Genomic DNA, 15,293 nt, shown 5'->3' on the forward strand with positions numbered 1-15,293 from the left:
TGGATTAGTGGACGAACGATCTCCACAGACTGTGGACAGCCGAATGATCCACAAGCTGTGCACGAAGTTGTCCACCGACAACCCACAGGCCAGGGCCGGTTGTCCCCAGAGATCACCAGCTTCTCCACATCCCTGTCCACTGTTCGGCAACGCGACGCGCCTGATCACCGGGTCGAGTGAAAGGCGTCACACGAAGGTGCCGGGTTGGGCTGTGGGAAACGTGGGTAAAGCTGGGGACGGCGCTGGGGAGAAGTGCCCCTCGGCTGTGCATGGAGTGTGCAGAACTTTCCGTTCTCCACAGAAGCGCCCGGTTGTCCACCGCCTCCGCCCACAGGGCCAGTGGACAAAATTCCCGCTCTGAGCTGGGAAAACGAGGTTATCCACGGTTTCCACAGGCCCTACTACTACTAGCAACTAGAGAGAGCTGGGAAACCGTTTCGAAGTGGGCCCTGTGCACAACTCGCTGTCTCGCTCCCGACTGCCCCTCGTCACGACTTGACCCCGAGCGGCACCTACTGTCAGTGGGGTGCGTCAGACTGTTCCCCGGTGTCCTTCCCTTCACAGGGGCTGACAACACCGAGACAGACGACGAAGCCAGGCAGGCCGAGAAGCGCCGGCAACAGCAGGAGGCGGCAACAGTGAAGATCCGGGTGGAACGCGACGTACTCGCGGAGGCAGTTGCCTGGGCGGCACGCAGCCTCCCGGCCCGTCCGCCGGCGCCTGTCCTCGCCGGCCTTCTGCTGAAGGCCGAGGACGGCCAGCTGAGCCTGTCCAGCTTCGACTACGAGGTCTCCGCACGCGTGTCGGTGGAGACCGAGGTCGAGGAAGAGGGCACGGTCCTGGTCTCCGGCCGCCTGCTCGCGGACATCTGCCGCGCGCTCCCCAACCGCCCGGTGGAGATTTCCACAGACGGTGTACGGGCGACGGTGGTCTGCGGCTCCTCCCGCTTCACACTCCACACCCTGCCTGTGGAGGAGTACCCGGCCCTGCCGCAGATGCCGAACGCGACGGGCACGGTCCCCGGTGAGGTCTTCGCGGCCGCCGCCGCCCAGGTGGCCATCGCCGCCGGGCGCGACGACACGCTGCCCGTGCTCACCGGTGTGCGCATCGAGATCGAGGGCGACACGGTCACGCTGGCCTCCACCGACCGCTACCGCTTCGCGGTCCGCGAGTTCCTGTGGAAGCCGGAGAACCCCGAGGCGTCCGCGGTCGCCCTGGTGCCCGCCAAGACGCTCCTGGACACCGCCAAGGCCCTCACGAGCGGCGACAGCGTGATCCTGGCGCTGTCCGGCTCCGGCGCGGGCGAGGGCCTCATCGGCTTCGAGGGCGCGGGCCGCCGTACGACGACCCGGCTCCTGGAGGGCGACCTCCCGAAGTACCGCTCGCTGTTCCCGACGGAGTTCAACTCGATCGCCGTGATCGAGACCGCCCCCTTCGTGGAGGCCGTCAAGCGCGTGGCCCTGGTCGCCGAGCGCAACACCCCGGTGCGGCTCAGCTTCGAGCAGGGCGTGCTGATCCTGGAGGCCGGCTCCAGCGACGACGCACAGGCTGTGGAAAGGGTCGACGCGCAGCTGGAGGGCGACGACGTGTCGATCGCCTTCAACCCGACGTTCCTGCTGGACGGCCTGAGCGCCATCGACTCCCCGGTCGCCCAGCTGTCGTTCACGACGTCCACGAAGCCCGCGCTGCTCAGCGGCAAGCCGGCGCTGGACGCCGAGGCGGACGAGGCCTACAAGTACTTGATCATGCCGGTGCGGCTGAGCGGCTGAGCGCGCCCTCGGAAACCCGCAGGTCGGGGCGTACGTTTGAGCGCGTATGCCCACAGGTGTGCGTGAGCGTCCGGGTTTAGGCTCGGACGTGGGTACGAATCACGTGCCCCACACGACACTCGGCAACCTAAGGAACAACTGATGGAGCTCGGTCTCGTCGGCCTCGGCAAGATGGGCGGCAACATGCGCGAGCGGATCCGCCGCGCAGGCCACACCGTCGTCGGATTCGACCGCAACCCGGACCTCGCCGATGTCCACAGCCTGGAAGAGCTTGTGGGCAAACTCCAAGGTCCGCGCGTGGTCTGGGTGATGGTCCCGGCCGGTGCCCCCACCCAGTCGACCGTCGACGAACTGGCCGAGCTCCTGGAGCCGGGCGATGTCGTCGTGGACGGCGGCAACTCCCGCTGGACGGACGACGAGAAGCACGCCGAGGAACTGGCCGCCAAGGGCATCGGATTCGTCGACTGCGGCGTCTCCGGAGGCGTCTGGGGCCTCGAGAACGGCTATGCGCTGATGTACGGCGGTGACGCCGAGAACGTCGCCAAGGTGCAGCCGGTCTTCGACGCCCTCAAGCCCGAGGGCGAGTTCGGCTCCGTGCACGCCGGCAAGGTCGGCGCCGGGCACTTCGCCAAGATGGTCCACAACGGCATCGAGTACGCGATGATGCAGGCCTACGCCGAGGGCTGGGAACTGCTGGAGAAGGTCGACTCCGTCACGGACGTGCGCGAGGTCTTCCGCTCCTGGCAGGAGGGCACGGTGATCCGGTCCTGGCTGCTGGACCTCGCGGTGAACGCGCTCGACGGCGACGAGCACCTCGACAAGCTCAAGGGCTACGCACAGGACTCCGGCGAGGGCCGCTGGACCGTGGAGGCCGCCATCGACAACGCGGTGCCGTTGCCGACGATCACCGCGTCGCTGTTCGCGCGGTTCGCCTCCCGCCAGGACGACTCGCCCCAGATGAAGATGATCGCGGCGCTGCGCAACCAGTTCGGCGGCCACGCGGTAGAGACGAAGTAATCCACAGGGCTGCCCGGCAGTCCACAACCCGGGGGAGGTCGGCGAACGACCATGCACGTCACGCATCTGTCGCTGGCCGACTTCCGCTCGTACGCCGGGGTCGAGGTCCCGCTCGACCCCGGCGTCACCGCGTTCGTGGGCCCCAACGGGCAGGGGAAGACGAACCTCGTCGAGGCCGTCGGCTACCTCGCCACCCTCGGCAGCCACCGCGTCGCCTCCGACGCCCCCCTGGTGCGCATGGGCGCCGAACGCGCGGTCATCCGGGCGCAGGTCAAACAGGGCGATCGGCAGCAGCTGATCGAGCTGGAGCTGAACCCCGGCCGCGCCAACCGCGCCCGGATCAACAGGTCTTCGCAGGTCAGGCCGCGGGACGTGCTCGGCATCGTGCGGACCGTGCTGTTCGCGCCCGAGGACCTCGCCCTGGTCAAGGGCGACCCCGGCGAGCGGCGCCGGTTCCTCGACGAGCTGATCACCGCACGCTCCCCGCGCATGGCCGGCGTGCGCTCCGACTACGAGCGTGTTCTCAAGCAGCGCAACACGCTCCTCAAGAGCGCGGCCCTGGCCCGGCGGCACGGCGGCCGCTCGATGGACCTGTCGACGCTCGACGTCTGGGACCAGCATCTCGCGCGCGTGGGCGCCGAGTTGCTCGCCCAGCGCCTTGACCTGATCGCGGCCGTCCAGCCGCTGACCGACAAGGCGTACGAGCAACTGGCGCCCGGCGGCGGCCCGATCGCCCTGGAGTACAAGCCGTCCGCGCCCGGTGAGGCACACACGCGTGAGGATCTTTACGAGCAGCTCATGGGGGCGCTCGCGGAGGCGCGCAAGCAGGAGATCGAGCGGGGCATCACCCTCGTAGGACCCCATCGGGACGATCTGGTGCTCAAGCTGGGGCAGTTGCCGGCCAAGGGGTACGCCTCGCACGGGGAGTCCTGGTCCTATGCGCTGGCGCTGCGGCTGGCGTCGTACGACCTGTTGCGGGCCGAGGGCAATGAGCCGGTGCTGGTGCTCGACGATGTGTTCGCCGAGCTGGACACTCGGCGGCGTGAGCGGCTGGCGGAGCTGGTCGCGCCCGGGGAGCAGGTCCTGGTGACGGCCGCGGTCGACGACGACGTACCGCACGTGCTGGCGGGGACGCGGTTCTCGGTGTCGGACGGGGCGGTGGAGCGCGTATGACCGACGAAGAGCCCGTCGTCCCGGAGAAGGCCGCGGAGCCGTCCGGCGTCGACCTCGCGCGCGTGGCGCTCAGGGCGGCCAAGGAACAGGCACGCGCGCGTGGGGACGCGGCGCGGCAGAAGAAGCAGGCGCGGCGCGGGGGCCTGCGCTCCGGCGCGCGCGCCGACGGACGCGACCCCATGGCGTTCGGTGCGGCGATCAACCGGCTGATCACCGAGCGGGGTTGGGAGGCCCCGGCCGCGGTGGGCGGGGTGATGGGGCGCTGGCCGCAGATCGTCGGCGAGGACGTGGCCAAGCACTGCGTGCCGGAGCGGTACGACGAGGACGAGCAGGTGCTGGTCGTGCGCTGCGACTCGACGGCCTGGGCGACGAATCTGCGCCTGCTGGCGCCCACCCTGGTGGCCCGGCTGAACGAGGATCTCGGTCACGGCACGGTGAAGGTGATCAAGGTGCTCGGCCCGAGCGGACCCGCCCGTAATTACGGTCCGCTGCGTGCTCCGGGCAGCAAGGGACCCGGCGACACCTATGGGTGACTGACATCACATATCTGGGTGCGTGACGGCCGGGCCGCGCAACGGCGTGCGGTTGCGAATCGCGATCTGACTCCCAAGTAGCCAAGGGTTGACAGCCGGAAGCGCTGAGTGCCGCTGTGAGCCTCTTGGAGCCCCGCTCCGTATATGGGGACCCGGAAGACGCCGGTTGAGGGCGGCACATGAGGACTCAGGTACCGGCAAACCCCCATCACTGTCGGTGCTACCGGTAGACTGGGAGCTAATCCCGCCCCACTGATGGGGACCGCCCGGGAAAAGCTGAGCAACGCTGATCAAGGCTTACCAACGCAACATGCCGCAGCCGCTCCGGCAACCCGCCGACGAGCCTGGCTGGTGCTGTGCCAGAAAGGGCGCTTCGTGGCCGATTCCGGCAACCCCAACGAGAACATCCCGTCCAGCGACGCCGGCGACAACGGCGCGGTGACCTCGTCGAACGGTGAGGTCACCGCCTCGTACGACGCCAGCGCCATCACCGTCCTCGAGGGTCTGGACGCGGTCCGCAAGCGACCCGGTATGTACATCGGTTCGACCGGTGAGCGAGGCCTGCACCACCTGGTGCAGGAAGTCGTCGACAACTCCGTCGACGAGGCGCTGGCCGGCCACGCGGACACGATCGACGTGACGATCCTTCACGACGGCGGCGTGCGCGTCATCGACAACGGCCGAGGCATCCCGGTGGGCATCGTCCCGTCCGAGGGCAAGCCCGCCGTCGAGGTCGTGCTGACGGTGCTGCACGCGGGCGGCAAGTTCGGGGGCGGCGGCTACGCGGTCTCCGGTGGTCTGCACGGCGTGGGCGTCTCCGTGGTGAACGCGCTGTCCAGCAAGGTCGCCGTCGAGATCAGGACCGACGGACACCGCTGGACGCAGGACTACAAGCTGGGCGTGCCGACGGCCCCGCTCGTGCAGCACGAGGCCACGGACGAGACCGGTACGTCGGTCACCTTCTGGGCCGACCCGGACGTCTTCGAGACGACCGAGTACTCCTTCGAGACGCTCTCGCGGCGCTTCCAGGAGATGGCGTTCCTCAACAAGGGTTTGACGATCAAACTCACTGACGAGCGCGAGGTGGCGAAGGCCACGGTCGGTGCCGACGAGGCGGGTGCGGACGAGAAGGACGAGGTCAAGTCCGTCACGTACCACTACGAGGGCGGCATCGTCGACTACGTGAAGTACCTCAACTCCCGCAAGGGAGAAGTGGTGCATCCGACGATCATCGACCTGGAGGCGGAGGACAAGGACAAGAGCCTGTCCCTCGAGGTCGCGATGCAGTGGAACAGCGGTTACAGCGAGGGTGTGTACTCCTTCGCCAACATCATCCACACGCACGAGGGCGGTACGCACGAAGAGGGCTTCCGGGCCGCGCTGACGTCGCTGATCAACAAGTACGCGCGCGACAAGAAGCTGCTCCGCGAGAAGGACGACAACCTCACGGGCGACGACATCCGCGAGGGTCTGACCGCGATCATCTCGGTGAAGCTGGCCGAGCCGCAGTTCGAGGGCCAGACCAAGACCAAGCTCGGCAACACCGAGGCGAAGACCTTCGTACAGAAGGCGGTCTACGAGCACCTCAACGACTGGCTCGACCGCAACCCGAACGAGGCCGCGGACATCATCCGCAAGGGCATCCAGGCCGCCACCGCGCGCGTGGCCGCCCGCAAGGCCCGCGACCTCACCCGTCGCAAGGGGTTGCTGGAGACCGCGTCCCTGCCGGGCAAGCTGTCCGACTGCCAGTCGAACGACCCCACCAAGTGCGAGATCTTCATCGTCGAGGGTGACTCCGCCGGCGGCTCGGCCAAGTCCGGCCGGAACCCGCAGTACCAGGCGATCCTCCCGATCCGAGGCAAGATCCTCAACGTCGAGAAGGCCAGGATCGACAAGATCCTGCAGAACCAGGAGATCCAGGCACTGATCTCCGCCTTCGGCACCGGAGTCCACGAGGACTTCGACATCGCCAGGCTGCGCTATCACAAGATCATCCTGATGGCGGACGCCGACGTCGACGGTCAGCACATCAGCACCCTGCTGCTGACCTTCCTGTTCCGCTTCATGCGGCCGCTGGTCGAGGCCGGGCACGTGTTCCTGTCGCGCCCCCCGCTGTACAAGATCAAGTGGGGCCGTGACGACTTCGAGTACGCGTACTCGGACCGTGAGCGCGACGCGCTGATCGAGCTGGGCCGGCAGAGCGGCAAGCGGATCAAGGAAGACTCGATCCAGCGCTTCAAGGGTCTCGGCGAGATGAACGCCGAGGAGCTGCGCGTCACCACGATGGACCAGGAGCACCGCGTCCTCGGCCAGGTCACCCTGGACGACGCCGCGCAGGCCGACGACCTGTTCTCGGTCCTGATGGGCGAGGACGTCGAGGCGCGCCGCCAGTTCATCCAGCGCAACGCCAAGGACGTCCGCTTCCTCGACATCTGAGTCGGTCTCAGCTGACCGCACCAGGAAGGATCCCCACCAGCAATGACCGACGAGAACACGCCCAGTACGCCTGAAGAGGGCGCCATCATCGCCCAGCGCGTCGAGCCCGTCGGGCTCGAGACGGAGATGCAGCGCTCGTACCTCGACTACGCGATGTCCGTCATCGTGTCGCGAGCCCTGCCCGACGTCCGTGACGGCCTCAAGCCCGTGCACCGCCGCGTCCTGTACGCGATGTACGACGGCGGCTACCGGCCCGAGAAGGGCTTCTACAAGTGCGCCCGTGTCGTCGGCGACGTCATGGGCAACTACCACCCGCACGGCGACTCCTCGATCTACGACGCGCTGGTCCGCCTCGCGCAGCCGTGGTCGATGCGGATGCCGCTGGTGGACTCCAACGGCAACTTCGGCTCCCCGGGCAACGACCCGGCGGCCGCCATGCGCTACACCGAGTGCAAGATGGCGCCGCTGTCGATGGAGATGGTCCGTGACATCGACGAGGAGACCGTCGACTTCACGGACAACTACGACGGCCGCTCCCAGGAGCCGACCGTCCTGCCGGCCCGCTTCCCGAACCTGCTGATCAACGGCTCGGCGGGCATCGCGGTCGGCATGGCCACCAACATTCCGCCGCACAACCTCCGTGAGGTCGCGGCGGGCGCCCAGTGGTGCCTGGAGAACCCGGAGGCCTCGCAGGAGGAGCTCCTGGACGCGCTGATCGAGCGCATCAAGGGCCCCGACTTCCCGACCGGCGCGCTCGTCGTCGGCCGCAAGGGCATCGAAGAGGCGTACCGCACCGGCCGCGGCTCGATCACCATGCGCGCGGTCGTCGAGGTCGAGGAGATCCAGAACCGCCAGTGCCTGGTGGTCACCGAACTCCCCTACCAGACCAACCCCGACAACCTCGCGCAGAAGATCGCCGACCTGGTGAAGGACGGCAAGGTCGGCGGCATCGCCGACGTCCGCGACGAGACGTCGTCCCGTACCGGCCAGCGCCTCGTCATCGTCCTCAAGAGGGACGCGGTCGCCAAGGTCGTACTGAACAACCTCTACAAGCACACGGATCTGCAGTCCAACTTCAGCGCCAACATGCTGGCGCTGGTCGACGGTGTGCCGCGGACCCTCTCCCTGGACGCGTTCATCCGGCACTGGGTGGCGCACCAGATCGAGGTCATCGTCCGCCGTACGAAGTTCCGGCTGCGCAAGGCCGAGGAGCGGGCGCACATCCTGCGTGGCCTCCTGAAGGCCCTGGACGCCATCGACGAGGTCATCGCGCTGATCCGGCGCAGCGACACCGTGGAGATCGCGCGTACGGGCCTGATGGGCCTCCTGGAGATCGACGAGATCCAGGCGAACGCCATCCTGGAGATGCAGCTGCGCCGACTGGCCGCCCTGGAGCGCCAGAAGATCATCCAGGAGCACGACGAACTCCAGGCGAAGATCGCCGAGTACAACGCGATCCTGGCCTCCCCGGTCCGCCAGCGCGGCATCGTCAGCGAGGAACTCGCCGCGATCGTCGAGAAGTTCGGCGACGACCGCAAGACGATGCTGGTGCCCTTCGACGGTGACATGTCCATCGAGGACCTGATCGCCGAAGAGGACATCGTCGTCACCATCTCGCGCGGCGGCTACGTCAAGCGCACCAAGACGGACGACTACCGCTCCCAGAAGCGCGGCGGCAAGGGCGTACGAGGCGCGAAGCTCAAGGAAGACGACATCGTCGACCACTTCTTCGTGTCGACGACGCACCACTGGCTGCTGTTCTTCACCAACAAGGGCCGGGTGTACCGCGCGAAGGCGTACGAGCTGCCGGACGCCGGCCGTGACGCGCGCGGGCAGCATGTCGCGAACCTGCTGGCCTTCCAGCCGGACGAGTCGATCGCCGAGATCCTCGCGATCCGCGACTACGAGGCGGCGCCGTACCTGGTGCTGGCCACGAAGGGCGGTCTGGTCAAGAAGACGCCTCTGAAGGATTACGATTCGCCCCGCTCCGGCGGTGTGATCGCGATCAACCTGCGGGAGCGCGAGGACGGTTCCGACGACGAACTGATCGGAGCGGAACTCGTTTCGTCCGACAGTGATCTGCTTCTGATCAGCAAGAAGGCACAGTCGATCAGGTTCACTGCTTCCGACGAGACTCTGCGCCCCATGGGGCGTGCTACCTCGGGTGTCAAGGGCATGAGTTTCCGCTCAGGCGATGAACTTCTGTCGATGAATGTTGTTCGACCCGGTACGTTCGTGTTCACTGCCACAGACGGTGGGTACGCGAAGCGGACCGCTGTCGACGAGTACCGCGTCCAAGGTCGCGGCGGCCTGGGCATCAAGGCCGCCAAGATCGTCGAGGACCGCGGCTCTCTCGTCGGCGCGCTGGTGGTCGAGGAGCTCGACGAGATCCTCGCCATCTCGCTGTCGGGCGGTGTGATTCGTACGCGAGTCAACGAGGTCAGGGAGACGGGCCGTGACACCATGGGCGTCCAACTGATCAATCTGGGCAAGCGCGATGCCGTCGTCGGTATCGCTCGTAACGCCGAGGCGGGGCGCGAGGCGGAGGAAGTCGACGGCGAGGACGCCGTGGACGAGGCCGCAGAGGACGTCACGACCACCGGCACGGAAGAGGGCGAGTCGCCCTCCTCCGAGTAGCACGAGGAGAGAGACATCGTGAGCGGAGCCACGGGCGCCGGGTCGGCCGGTACCCCCAGGGGTACTGAAACTGACGGCGGCGGCCGTGGCTCCGCCGCGCAGGTGACGGACTCGCATACGACCCAGCTCAAAGCGATCAAGCCACCCGCGAACGAGCCGCGCTCGCCGGACACTCATGGATCCCAGGGGGGAACTGTGACGGACACCCGAGGCCCGCAGACCCAGCAGCACGCGGCTGGGACGGGTCCGGCAGCCCCGGGCGCCCAGCCGCACTCGCAGGCCGCCGCACCGCCCGCACCGCCGCAGCAGCCGGCCTCCCCGCTCCCCGGTGAGCGGCAGCCGCAGCAGCAGGCAGCCGGGCCGTACCACCCGCCGCAGGCCTACCAGAACCCGGCGGCTCCGGCCGCGCCCCAGGCCCCCGCTCCGGCCGGCGCAGTCCGCCGGCCGCGCACCGGGGCACGCACCACTCCGCGGATCCGCAAGGCACGTCTGCGCGTGTCGAAGGCCGATCCGTGGTCCGTGATGAAGGTGAGCTTCCTGCTCTCCATCGCCCTGGGCATCTGCACGATCGTCGCGTCCGCCGTGCTGTGGATGGTCATGGACGCGATGGGCGTCTTCTCGACGGTCGGCGGCACCATCTCCGAGGCGACCGGCTCGAACGAGTCGAACGGCTTCGACCTGCAGTCGTTCCTGTCCCTCCCGCACGTCCTGACGTTCGCGTCGGTCATCGCGGTCATCGACGTCGTCCTCGCGACGGCTCTCGCGACCCTCGGCGCGTTCATCTACAACCTCTCCGCGGGCTTCGTCGGAGGCATCGAGCTGACGCTCGCCGAGGACGAGTGACCGGCCGTCCGCAGGGAGCCCGGCACGGGTTCAAACCTCCGCGGACGGTCCGGCGACTATCGATTTTGGGACTGCCCACGTCGTGCGCTAATCTTCAGGGGTCAGCGCGCGGGACACACACCGCAGAGCGCGGCGGGGCTATAGCTCAGTTGGTTAGAGCGCATCCCTGATAAGGATGAGGCCACAGGTTCAAATCCTGTTAGCCCCACCAGTCAAAAGACCCTCTGCCATCAGGCAGGGGGTCTTTTTGACACCACCGGTTGACACCAACGGCGTGCGGGTTACTGCCGGGTTATCCCGGAACTATCCCGCCAGGTCGGTCAGCCGATGAGCGGATCTTCCAGGAGATCGGCCAGCATCGCGGCGGCTTCCCGTTGGTCCGAGCCCACCACGTGCGTGTAGACGTCCATGGTCATGCTGATCTGGCTGTGCCGGAGGATCGTCTGAGCGACCTTGGGGTGGACCTTCAGGAAGGCGAGCAGGGTCCCGCAGGTGTGCCGCGCGAGCCGGACCGTGATCCGACGCACACCGGCTCGCTTCACCAGGGCGTTGAAGGCTCGGGAGAAGCCCACCGGGTCAGTCAGCCCGCCACGTTCCGCCGAGAAGATCACGTCATGGTCTGGCTCTTGCTGCCAGGCCTCACCGACGATCTGCCGCTCTAGATCTTGCAGTTCGCGGCGCTCTTCCAGGGCACGGGCGCAGAACTCAGGCAGCGGCAGTACGGCCGTCGAGGACTCCGTCTTGAGATCCTTGAGAATCAGGCCCTTGCCCTTCTCTCGCTGGACCTGCTTGACCGGAGTGAACTGCCGGTTCTCAAAGTCGATGTCCTGCCAGCGCAGGCCCAGCACCTCACTGCGGCGGAGGCCGAGGACAAGGACCAGGACGCAGGCTGCGTAGAAGCGGTGAGCACGGGCCGTCCGTAGGAACGTGATCGCCTCACGAGCGCTCCAGGCTCTTCCCTTGTCCTTGCTGACCTTGGGCATGTCGACCAGGAGCGCGACATTGCGCGTCAGCAGCTCTTCGCGGATGGCCCGGTTGAGGGCGTTGCGGAGCACGCGGAGCACCTCGAAGCGCGTGGGCGCCGGCACCTTGTCCCGCTTCAACGTGGCCATGAAGGAACGCAGTTGGGCAGGAGTCAGCTTGATCAGCGACTTCTTTCCGAGGTGCGGCACCAGGTACAGCCTCACCTTGGACTCGTACTTGACGTACGTGTTGTGCTCGGAGTCCGGCTCAACGATGTGCTCCAGCCAGTAGGCCAGCCACTCCCCGAGCGACCAGGAACGAGAAGGCACAGGGACGCCGTTGCGCTCCTGGTCTTGGAGCTTGCCGAGCTTCTCGTTCGCTTCGTCCCACGTGGCGCCGTAGACCGTCTTACGGACGCGGTTGCCGTCCGTGTCGGTGACGTACGCGCGGCCCATATAGCGGCCGTCTGCGCGCTTCGAGATCGTGCCCCCGCCATTGGGGCGCCTCTTGGTCATCAGGCGGCCTCTCCGAGACGACCGTTGATGAAGTCCCGCACGGCATCAGCCGGTATACGGCGGCATCCGTCGATCTTTATCGAGACGAGGCGATGCGTGCGGATCAGGTCGTAGACCTTGGAGCGACCGACCTTGAGCTGTGCCATGACCTCCGGCACCTTGAGCAGTTCGGGTGCGGCGGTGGTCATGTGGCAGCTCCTTCCAGGTCGAGCAGGGCGGGTAGTTCGTCGCGTGCGGTCTCGCGGTTGAGTTGGATCTCTCGGCGGATGTTGGCTGCCAGCCAGGATTCGCCGGGGGTGTGGCCGTGCCCGGCATACGCCCAGTGCGCGAGGGTGAGCGTGGTTGCCTCCGGGTTGTCGTCGGGGTCGGGCAGGCCGAGGGAGGCGCGTTGTTGGGCTGCGCGGTAGTCGGCTCGGACCTGTCGCAGGGCGCCCAGGGTGGTGGAGTAGCGGCGGGACTTCGTGGAGAAGTGGCCCCGGAAGCCGAGCATGTGCGCCCAGTCCTGCAACTTCCGGTCGGGGTAGAGCGCGTGCAGATCCAGGCACGCCGCGATCAGCCGACTGGGGTGGTCGGGCACGCCCAGGAGCACGAGCGCTTCCTTGTTGCCGATCCGGCGGTCCACGGTGCCGGTGGTCTCGGCGGCTTTGGTGGCGTACTTGGCGACGTAGGAGGCGACCGCGAGTTCGGTGATCTCTTCGCCGTGGCCGAAGGCTTTGATCGGCTGGACGTCGAGCTTGACGCCCCAGCGCAGGGTGCGGGCAGGCTGGTCACCGGCCGCAGGTACGTCGACGGCAACGCGCTTGCGGGCTGCGCGGATCGCATCGTCGAGGAGCGCGAGGGTGGCCCAGGACGGGGGCAGATCGTCAGGCCCGTCGGCTCCATCGAAGCGGATCACGGCATGGAAGTGCACGGCCCCGCGCTTCTGGTACTCAGCGACCTTGCCGAAGGCGACGCGGGAGGCTTCCCGGGCAGCCTTCTGGGTCAGGCCGGCCCGCTTGGCGATCTCGCGGCGCAGGTAGATCGTGAAGTAGCGCCACAGCTCCGAGGCATGGTTGTTCCACAGGACCGCGCCGGCGTAGTCGTACGTCGCCGGATCGAGCGGGGTGCCGAGTTCGGGAGCGTCCTCGCCGTGGCGCCGTCCGCATCGGCAGGGGCGGTTGCCGGGGCGGTTGTGGACGGGTCCGAACGAGGGGGCGGTGAGGGTGGCGAAGACCCGGGGGTGATCCCGGATCGTGTAGGGGGTGCCCTTGGTGGGGTCTCCGACGAGGCCGGCGCGGATGAGGTGGTAGGTGTCGCCGGCGTAGGTCCAGGCGCAGGAGGGGCAGCGCGAGGCACGGCGGTTTCCGCACGCGATGCGCAGCCGTCCGCCGGGTTCGGTGTCGGTGCTGTAGGAGTGCAGGACCTGTCCGGTGAGTGCGTCACGGGTCACGGTGGCGCCGTGTAGGTGGATCGGGTCCGAGCAGCCGCCGGTGCGGCGGATCTGTTCTTGGATGCGGTCGAAGCCGTCGGATGCGGCCACCCTCAACAGGTCGGTGAGGGTGGCCGCATCCAGGCCCGCCGCGGTGGCGGTGTCGCTCATGCAGTCACCTCCCGGTCTGGCTGAGGGCGGGTGCGGGGAGGATGAGGCCGGTGCCGTTGCAGGTCCGGCAGACGACGTGCAGGAGGACCCGGGAGCCGTCGAGGTGGCGTTCACCGGTGGTGATGCTGACGACGGGGAAGCCACCGCATTCACGGCAAATGGCACGGGGCATGGTGTGGGCAGGCATGATGAGTGGAGCCCTTTCGGGTCGGAAGATCGGGAAGGTGTGGAGCCGTCCGGGGCGGCACTGACTTGGCGGTTGAGGCCGCCCCGGAGGGCGCTACTTGCGGTAGCGGTTCTTGCTGCGGTTGATCGTGTAGCTCAGTCCGCCGGTGGCGGAGAGGATCGAGACGGCCGCGCCGGCGATGATCTGGACGACGAACGCGATCACGAGCAGGACCGCGATGGACCCGACGATGATCAGCAGGGTCATGGCGATCGGGCCCTTGTACGAGCGTGGGGCTTCCCGCACGATCACGATCTTGTGCAGGTCGCTTCCGGTCGGAAGCTGCCGGTAGACCTCGGCTGGGATGTGCCCTGCGCGCCACTGGTCTTCGGGTAACTGCATCGGATCGTCCTCCTGGTCAGGTGGTGCAGCGGTGGGTGCGGGCGGCGAGTTCAGCCGCGGAACGGTCTCCGTGTTCGGTGGAGAATCCGCAGTCCGGCGCGGTGCATGCGGCGGTGTGCTTGGTCTGGCCGCGTCCGTTGTTGAACGTGCCGACCTGCACGGGGCCGATGCGGATCACGTCGTAGAAGCGGTTGGGACGCACGCTCAGTCCTCCTGGCGCAAGCTGTGACCGGGGAATTCGGCACGGATGCGGGCAGCCGTGTCCGGGTCGGGGGTGCGGTCGGCGGCTTCCTCTGCGAGCAGGCGGGCCAAGGTCGGGCGTCCGGTTGCGGCCATCTCGCGTGCGGCGTCGAGGTAGTCAGCCGCGCGGTTGAACGTGAACAGAGCCATGGGCGAATCTCCTTTGGAATCAGGTGAGTTGGGCGACGATTGCGCCGGCGAGGGCTTCCGGGATGCTGAGGCGAGTGCGCAGGGTGGCGGTGTCGATGTCGGCACCGGTCCGCGTGCGGTGCTCGGTGGCGATCTTCCGGGCGTGGTCGATCAACGCGGGCGGCACACTCGGCACGGTCGCTTCGGGCAGTACCGGCGCAGGCTTGGGCTTGGTGATCTCCACGACCGGGGCGGGAGGCTCGGGGCGGTCGACCATCGGTGCCGGTCGGGGCTCAGGCTCCAACTCGGTTGCAGGGTCGGTGTGTTGGTGGGCGAGCAGGGTGCCGCCCAGGAAGGCGAGTGCGGGCCAGCCGGCGACGCCGAGGCGGAGCAGGGCGGGCGGGTTGTCGAGGTCGAGGAAGCCGGCGGTCGCGATGTTCGCGCCCAGCGAGGCGATCAGAGCGACCAGGAACCAGCACCAGGCCAGCCGGGAGGACTGGGCGCGAAGCCGGCGCCATGCGGCGACCATCAGCAGATCAACCGAGATCGGGTAGGCCCAGGCCTTCCAGCCGGTCTGCCCCGCGGCTAGGGCCAGGTCGTGCAGGTGGGCGAAGGACAGCGCACCAGCGATCACGGCTTGCACGAGTACGGCGTCAAGGCGCAGCGAGCGGCGCATGCTCTTCACCTCCCTTCCAGGTCAGTCGGTGGCGGGGATCTCGCCGGCACCCAGGCAGTTCAGGCAGAACCCGGTCTGGTCACCGACGGGCCGACGCTTGCGTCCAACGCGGACCGTGCGGGAGACCTCACCGGTGCCGTGGCAGACCGGACACAGCACGGTGGGCGGGGCGATCTTCGTCTTGGTGGTCTTGCGTGCGGCCATGAGCGATCTCC

The 15,293-nt window shown here is 67.9% G+C and carries 16 protein-coding genes and 1 tRNA gene; 8 read left to right on the forward strand and 9 right to left on the reverse strand.

Annotated elements, in window-relative coordinates; genetic code table 11:
- Positions 1-638 precede the first annotated feature (638 nt).
- The 8 genes from dnaN to ACIP6U_RS21965 all read left to right on the forward strand — a co-directional run bounded on the left by dnaN (position 639) and on the right by ACIP6U_RS21965 (position 10,619).
- Positions 639-1,769: a DNA polymerase III subunit beta gene (gene dnaN / locus ACIP6U_RS21930; protein ID WP_123998963.1), complete on the forward strand. Its 1,131-nt coding sequence runs from the start codon at positions 639-641 to the stop codon at positions 1,767-1,769.
- Positions 1,770-1,910: 141 nt separating this feature from the next.
- Positions 1,911-2,786, forward strand: a complete 876-nt coding sequence (gene gnd / locus ACIP6U_RS21935; protein WP_401720231.1) for a phosphogluconate dehydrogenase (NAD(+)-dependent, decarboxylating) — start codon at positions 1,911-1,913, stop codon at positions 2,784-2,786.
- A 51-nt stretch (positions 2,787-2,837) separates the two neighbouring features.
- Entirely contained in the window at positions 2,838-3,959 is a 1,122-nt protein-coding gene (gene recF, locus ACIP6U_RS21940; RefSeq protein WP_401720234.1) for a DNA replication/repair protein RecF, read from the forward strand.
- Complete coding sequence (locus tag ACIP6U_RS21945) at positions 3,956-4,492, forward strand: DUF721 domain-containing protein (RefSeq protein WP_401720237.1); 537 nt, start codon at positions 3,956-3,958, stop codon at positions 4,490-4,492. Before recF ends, ACIP6U_RS21945 begins: the two co-directional genes overlap by 4 nt.
- Positions 4,493-4,867: 375 nt before the next feature.
- A complete protein-coding gene (gene gyrB, locus ACIP6U_RS21950) occupies positions 4,868-6,928 on the forward strand; it encodes a DNA topoisomerase (ATP-hydrolyzing) subunit B (RefSeq protein ID WP_401720240.1) in 2,061 nt (686 codons plus the stop codon).
- Positions 6,929-6,970: 42 nt separating this feature from the next.
- Positions 6,971-9,565, forward strand: coding sequence for a DNA gyrase subunit A (gyrA, locus tag ACIP6U_RS21955; protein ID WP_401720243.1), 2,595 nt, complete (start codon positions 6,971-6,973; stop codon positions 9,563-9,565).
- Positions 9,566-9,583: 18 nt separating this feature from the next.
- Entirely contained in the window at positions 9,584-10,408 is an 825-nt protein-coding gene (locus tag ACIP6U_RS21960; protein WP_401720245.1) for a DUF3566 domain-containing protein, read from the forward strand.
- Between the two features lie 134 nt (positions 10,409-10,542).
- Positions 10,543-10,619, forward strand: a tRNA-Ile gene (locus ACIP6U_RS21965).
- A gap of 109 nt (positions 10,620-10,728) precedes the next feature.
- On the opposite strand, the gene ACIP6U_RS21970 is transcribed toward ACIP6U_RS21965, so the two are convergent.
- The 9 genes from ACIP6U_RS21970 to ACIP6U_RS22010 all read right to left on the reverse strand — a co-directional run bounded on the left by ACIP6U_RS21970 (position 10,729) and on the right by ACIP6U_RS22010 (position 15,282).
- Positions 10,729-11,886, reverse strand: a complete 1,158-nt coding sequence (locus ACIP6U_RS21970; protein WP_401720248.1) for a tyrosine-type recombinase/integrase — start codon at positions 11,884-11,886, stop codon at positions 10,729-10,731.
- Complete coding sequence (locus ACIP6U_RS21975) at positions 11,886-12,074, reverse strand: helix-turn-helix domain-containing protein (protein WP_189771361.1); 189 nt, start codon at positions 12,072-12,074, stop codon at positions 11,886-11,888. Before ACIP6U_RS21975 ends, ACIP6U_RS21970 begins: the two co-directional genes overlap by 1 nt.
- Entirely contained in the window at positions 12,071-13,465 is a 1,395-nt protein-coding gene (repSA, locus tag ACIP6U_RS21980) for a replication initiator protein RepSA (protein WP_401720251.1), read from the reverse strand. The genes ACIP6U_RS21975 and repSA overlap by 4 nt, the downstream gene beginning before the upstream one ends.
- Before the next feature lie 4 nt (positions 13,466-13,469).
- On the reverse strand, positions 13,470-13,637 hold the full coding sequence (locus ACIP6U_RS21985; protein WP_401720254.1) for a hypothetical protein: 168 nt from the start codon (positions 13,635-13,637) through the stop codon (positions 13,470-13,472).
- A gap of 108 nt (positions 13,638-13,745) precedes the next feature.
- On the reverse strand, positions 13,746-14,033 hold the full coding sequence (locus tag ACIP6U_RS21990) for a hypothetical protein (protein WP_401720257.1): 288 nt from the start codon (positions 14,031-14,033) through the stop codon (positions 13,746-13,748).
- Positions 14,034-14,049: 16 nt separating this feature from the next.
- Positions 14,050-14,235: a mobile element transfer protein gene (locus ACIP6U_RS21995; protein ID WP_401720260.1), complete on the reverse strand. Its 186-nt coding sequence runs from the start codon at positions 14,233-14,235 to the stop codon at positions 14,050-14,052.
- 2 nt (positions 14,236-14,237) lie between these two features.
- On the reverse strand, positions 14,238-14,423 hold the full coding sequence (locus ACIP6U_RS22000) for a hypothetical protein (RefSeq protein ID WP_401720263.1): 186 nt from the start codon (positions 14,421-14,423) through the stop codon (positions 14,238-14,240).
- Between the two features lie 19 nt (positions 14,424-14,442).
- A complete protein-coding gene (locus tag ACIP6U_RS22005; RefSeq protein WP_401720266.1) occupies positions 14,443-15,078 on the reverse strand; it encodes a DUF2637 domain-containing protein in 636 nt (211 codons plus the stop codon).
- 21 nt (positions 15,079-15,099) lie between these two features.
- Positions 15,100-15,282 carry a hypothetical protein gene (locus ACIP6U_RS22010; RefSeq protein WP_401720269.1) on the reverse strand — a complete coding sequence of 61 codons (183 nt, stop codon included), beginning with the start codon at positions 15,280-15,282 and terminating at the stop codon, positions 15,100-15,102.
- Positions 15,283-15,293: the final 11 nt, after the last annotated feature.

The organism is Streptomyces sp. NPDC088794, assembly GCF_044750545.1.
GTDB lineage: Bacteria > Actinomycetota > Actinomycetes > Streptomycetales > Streptomycetaceae > Streptomyces.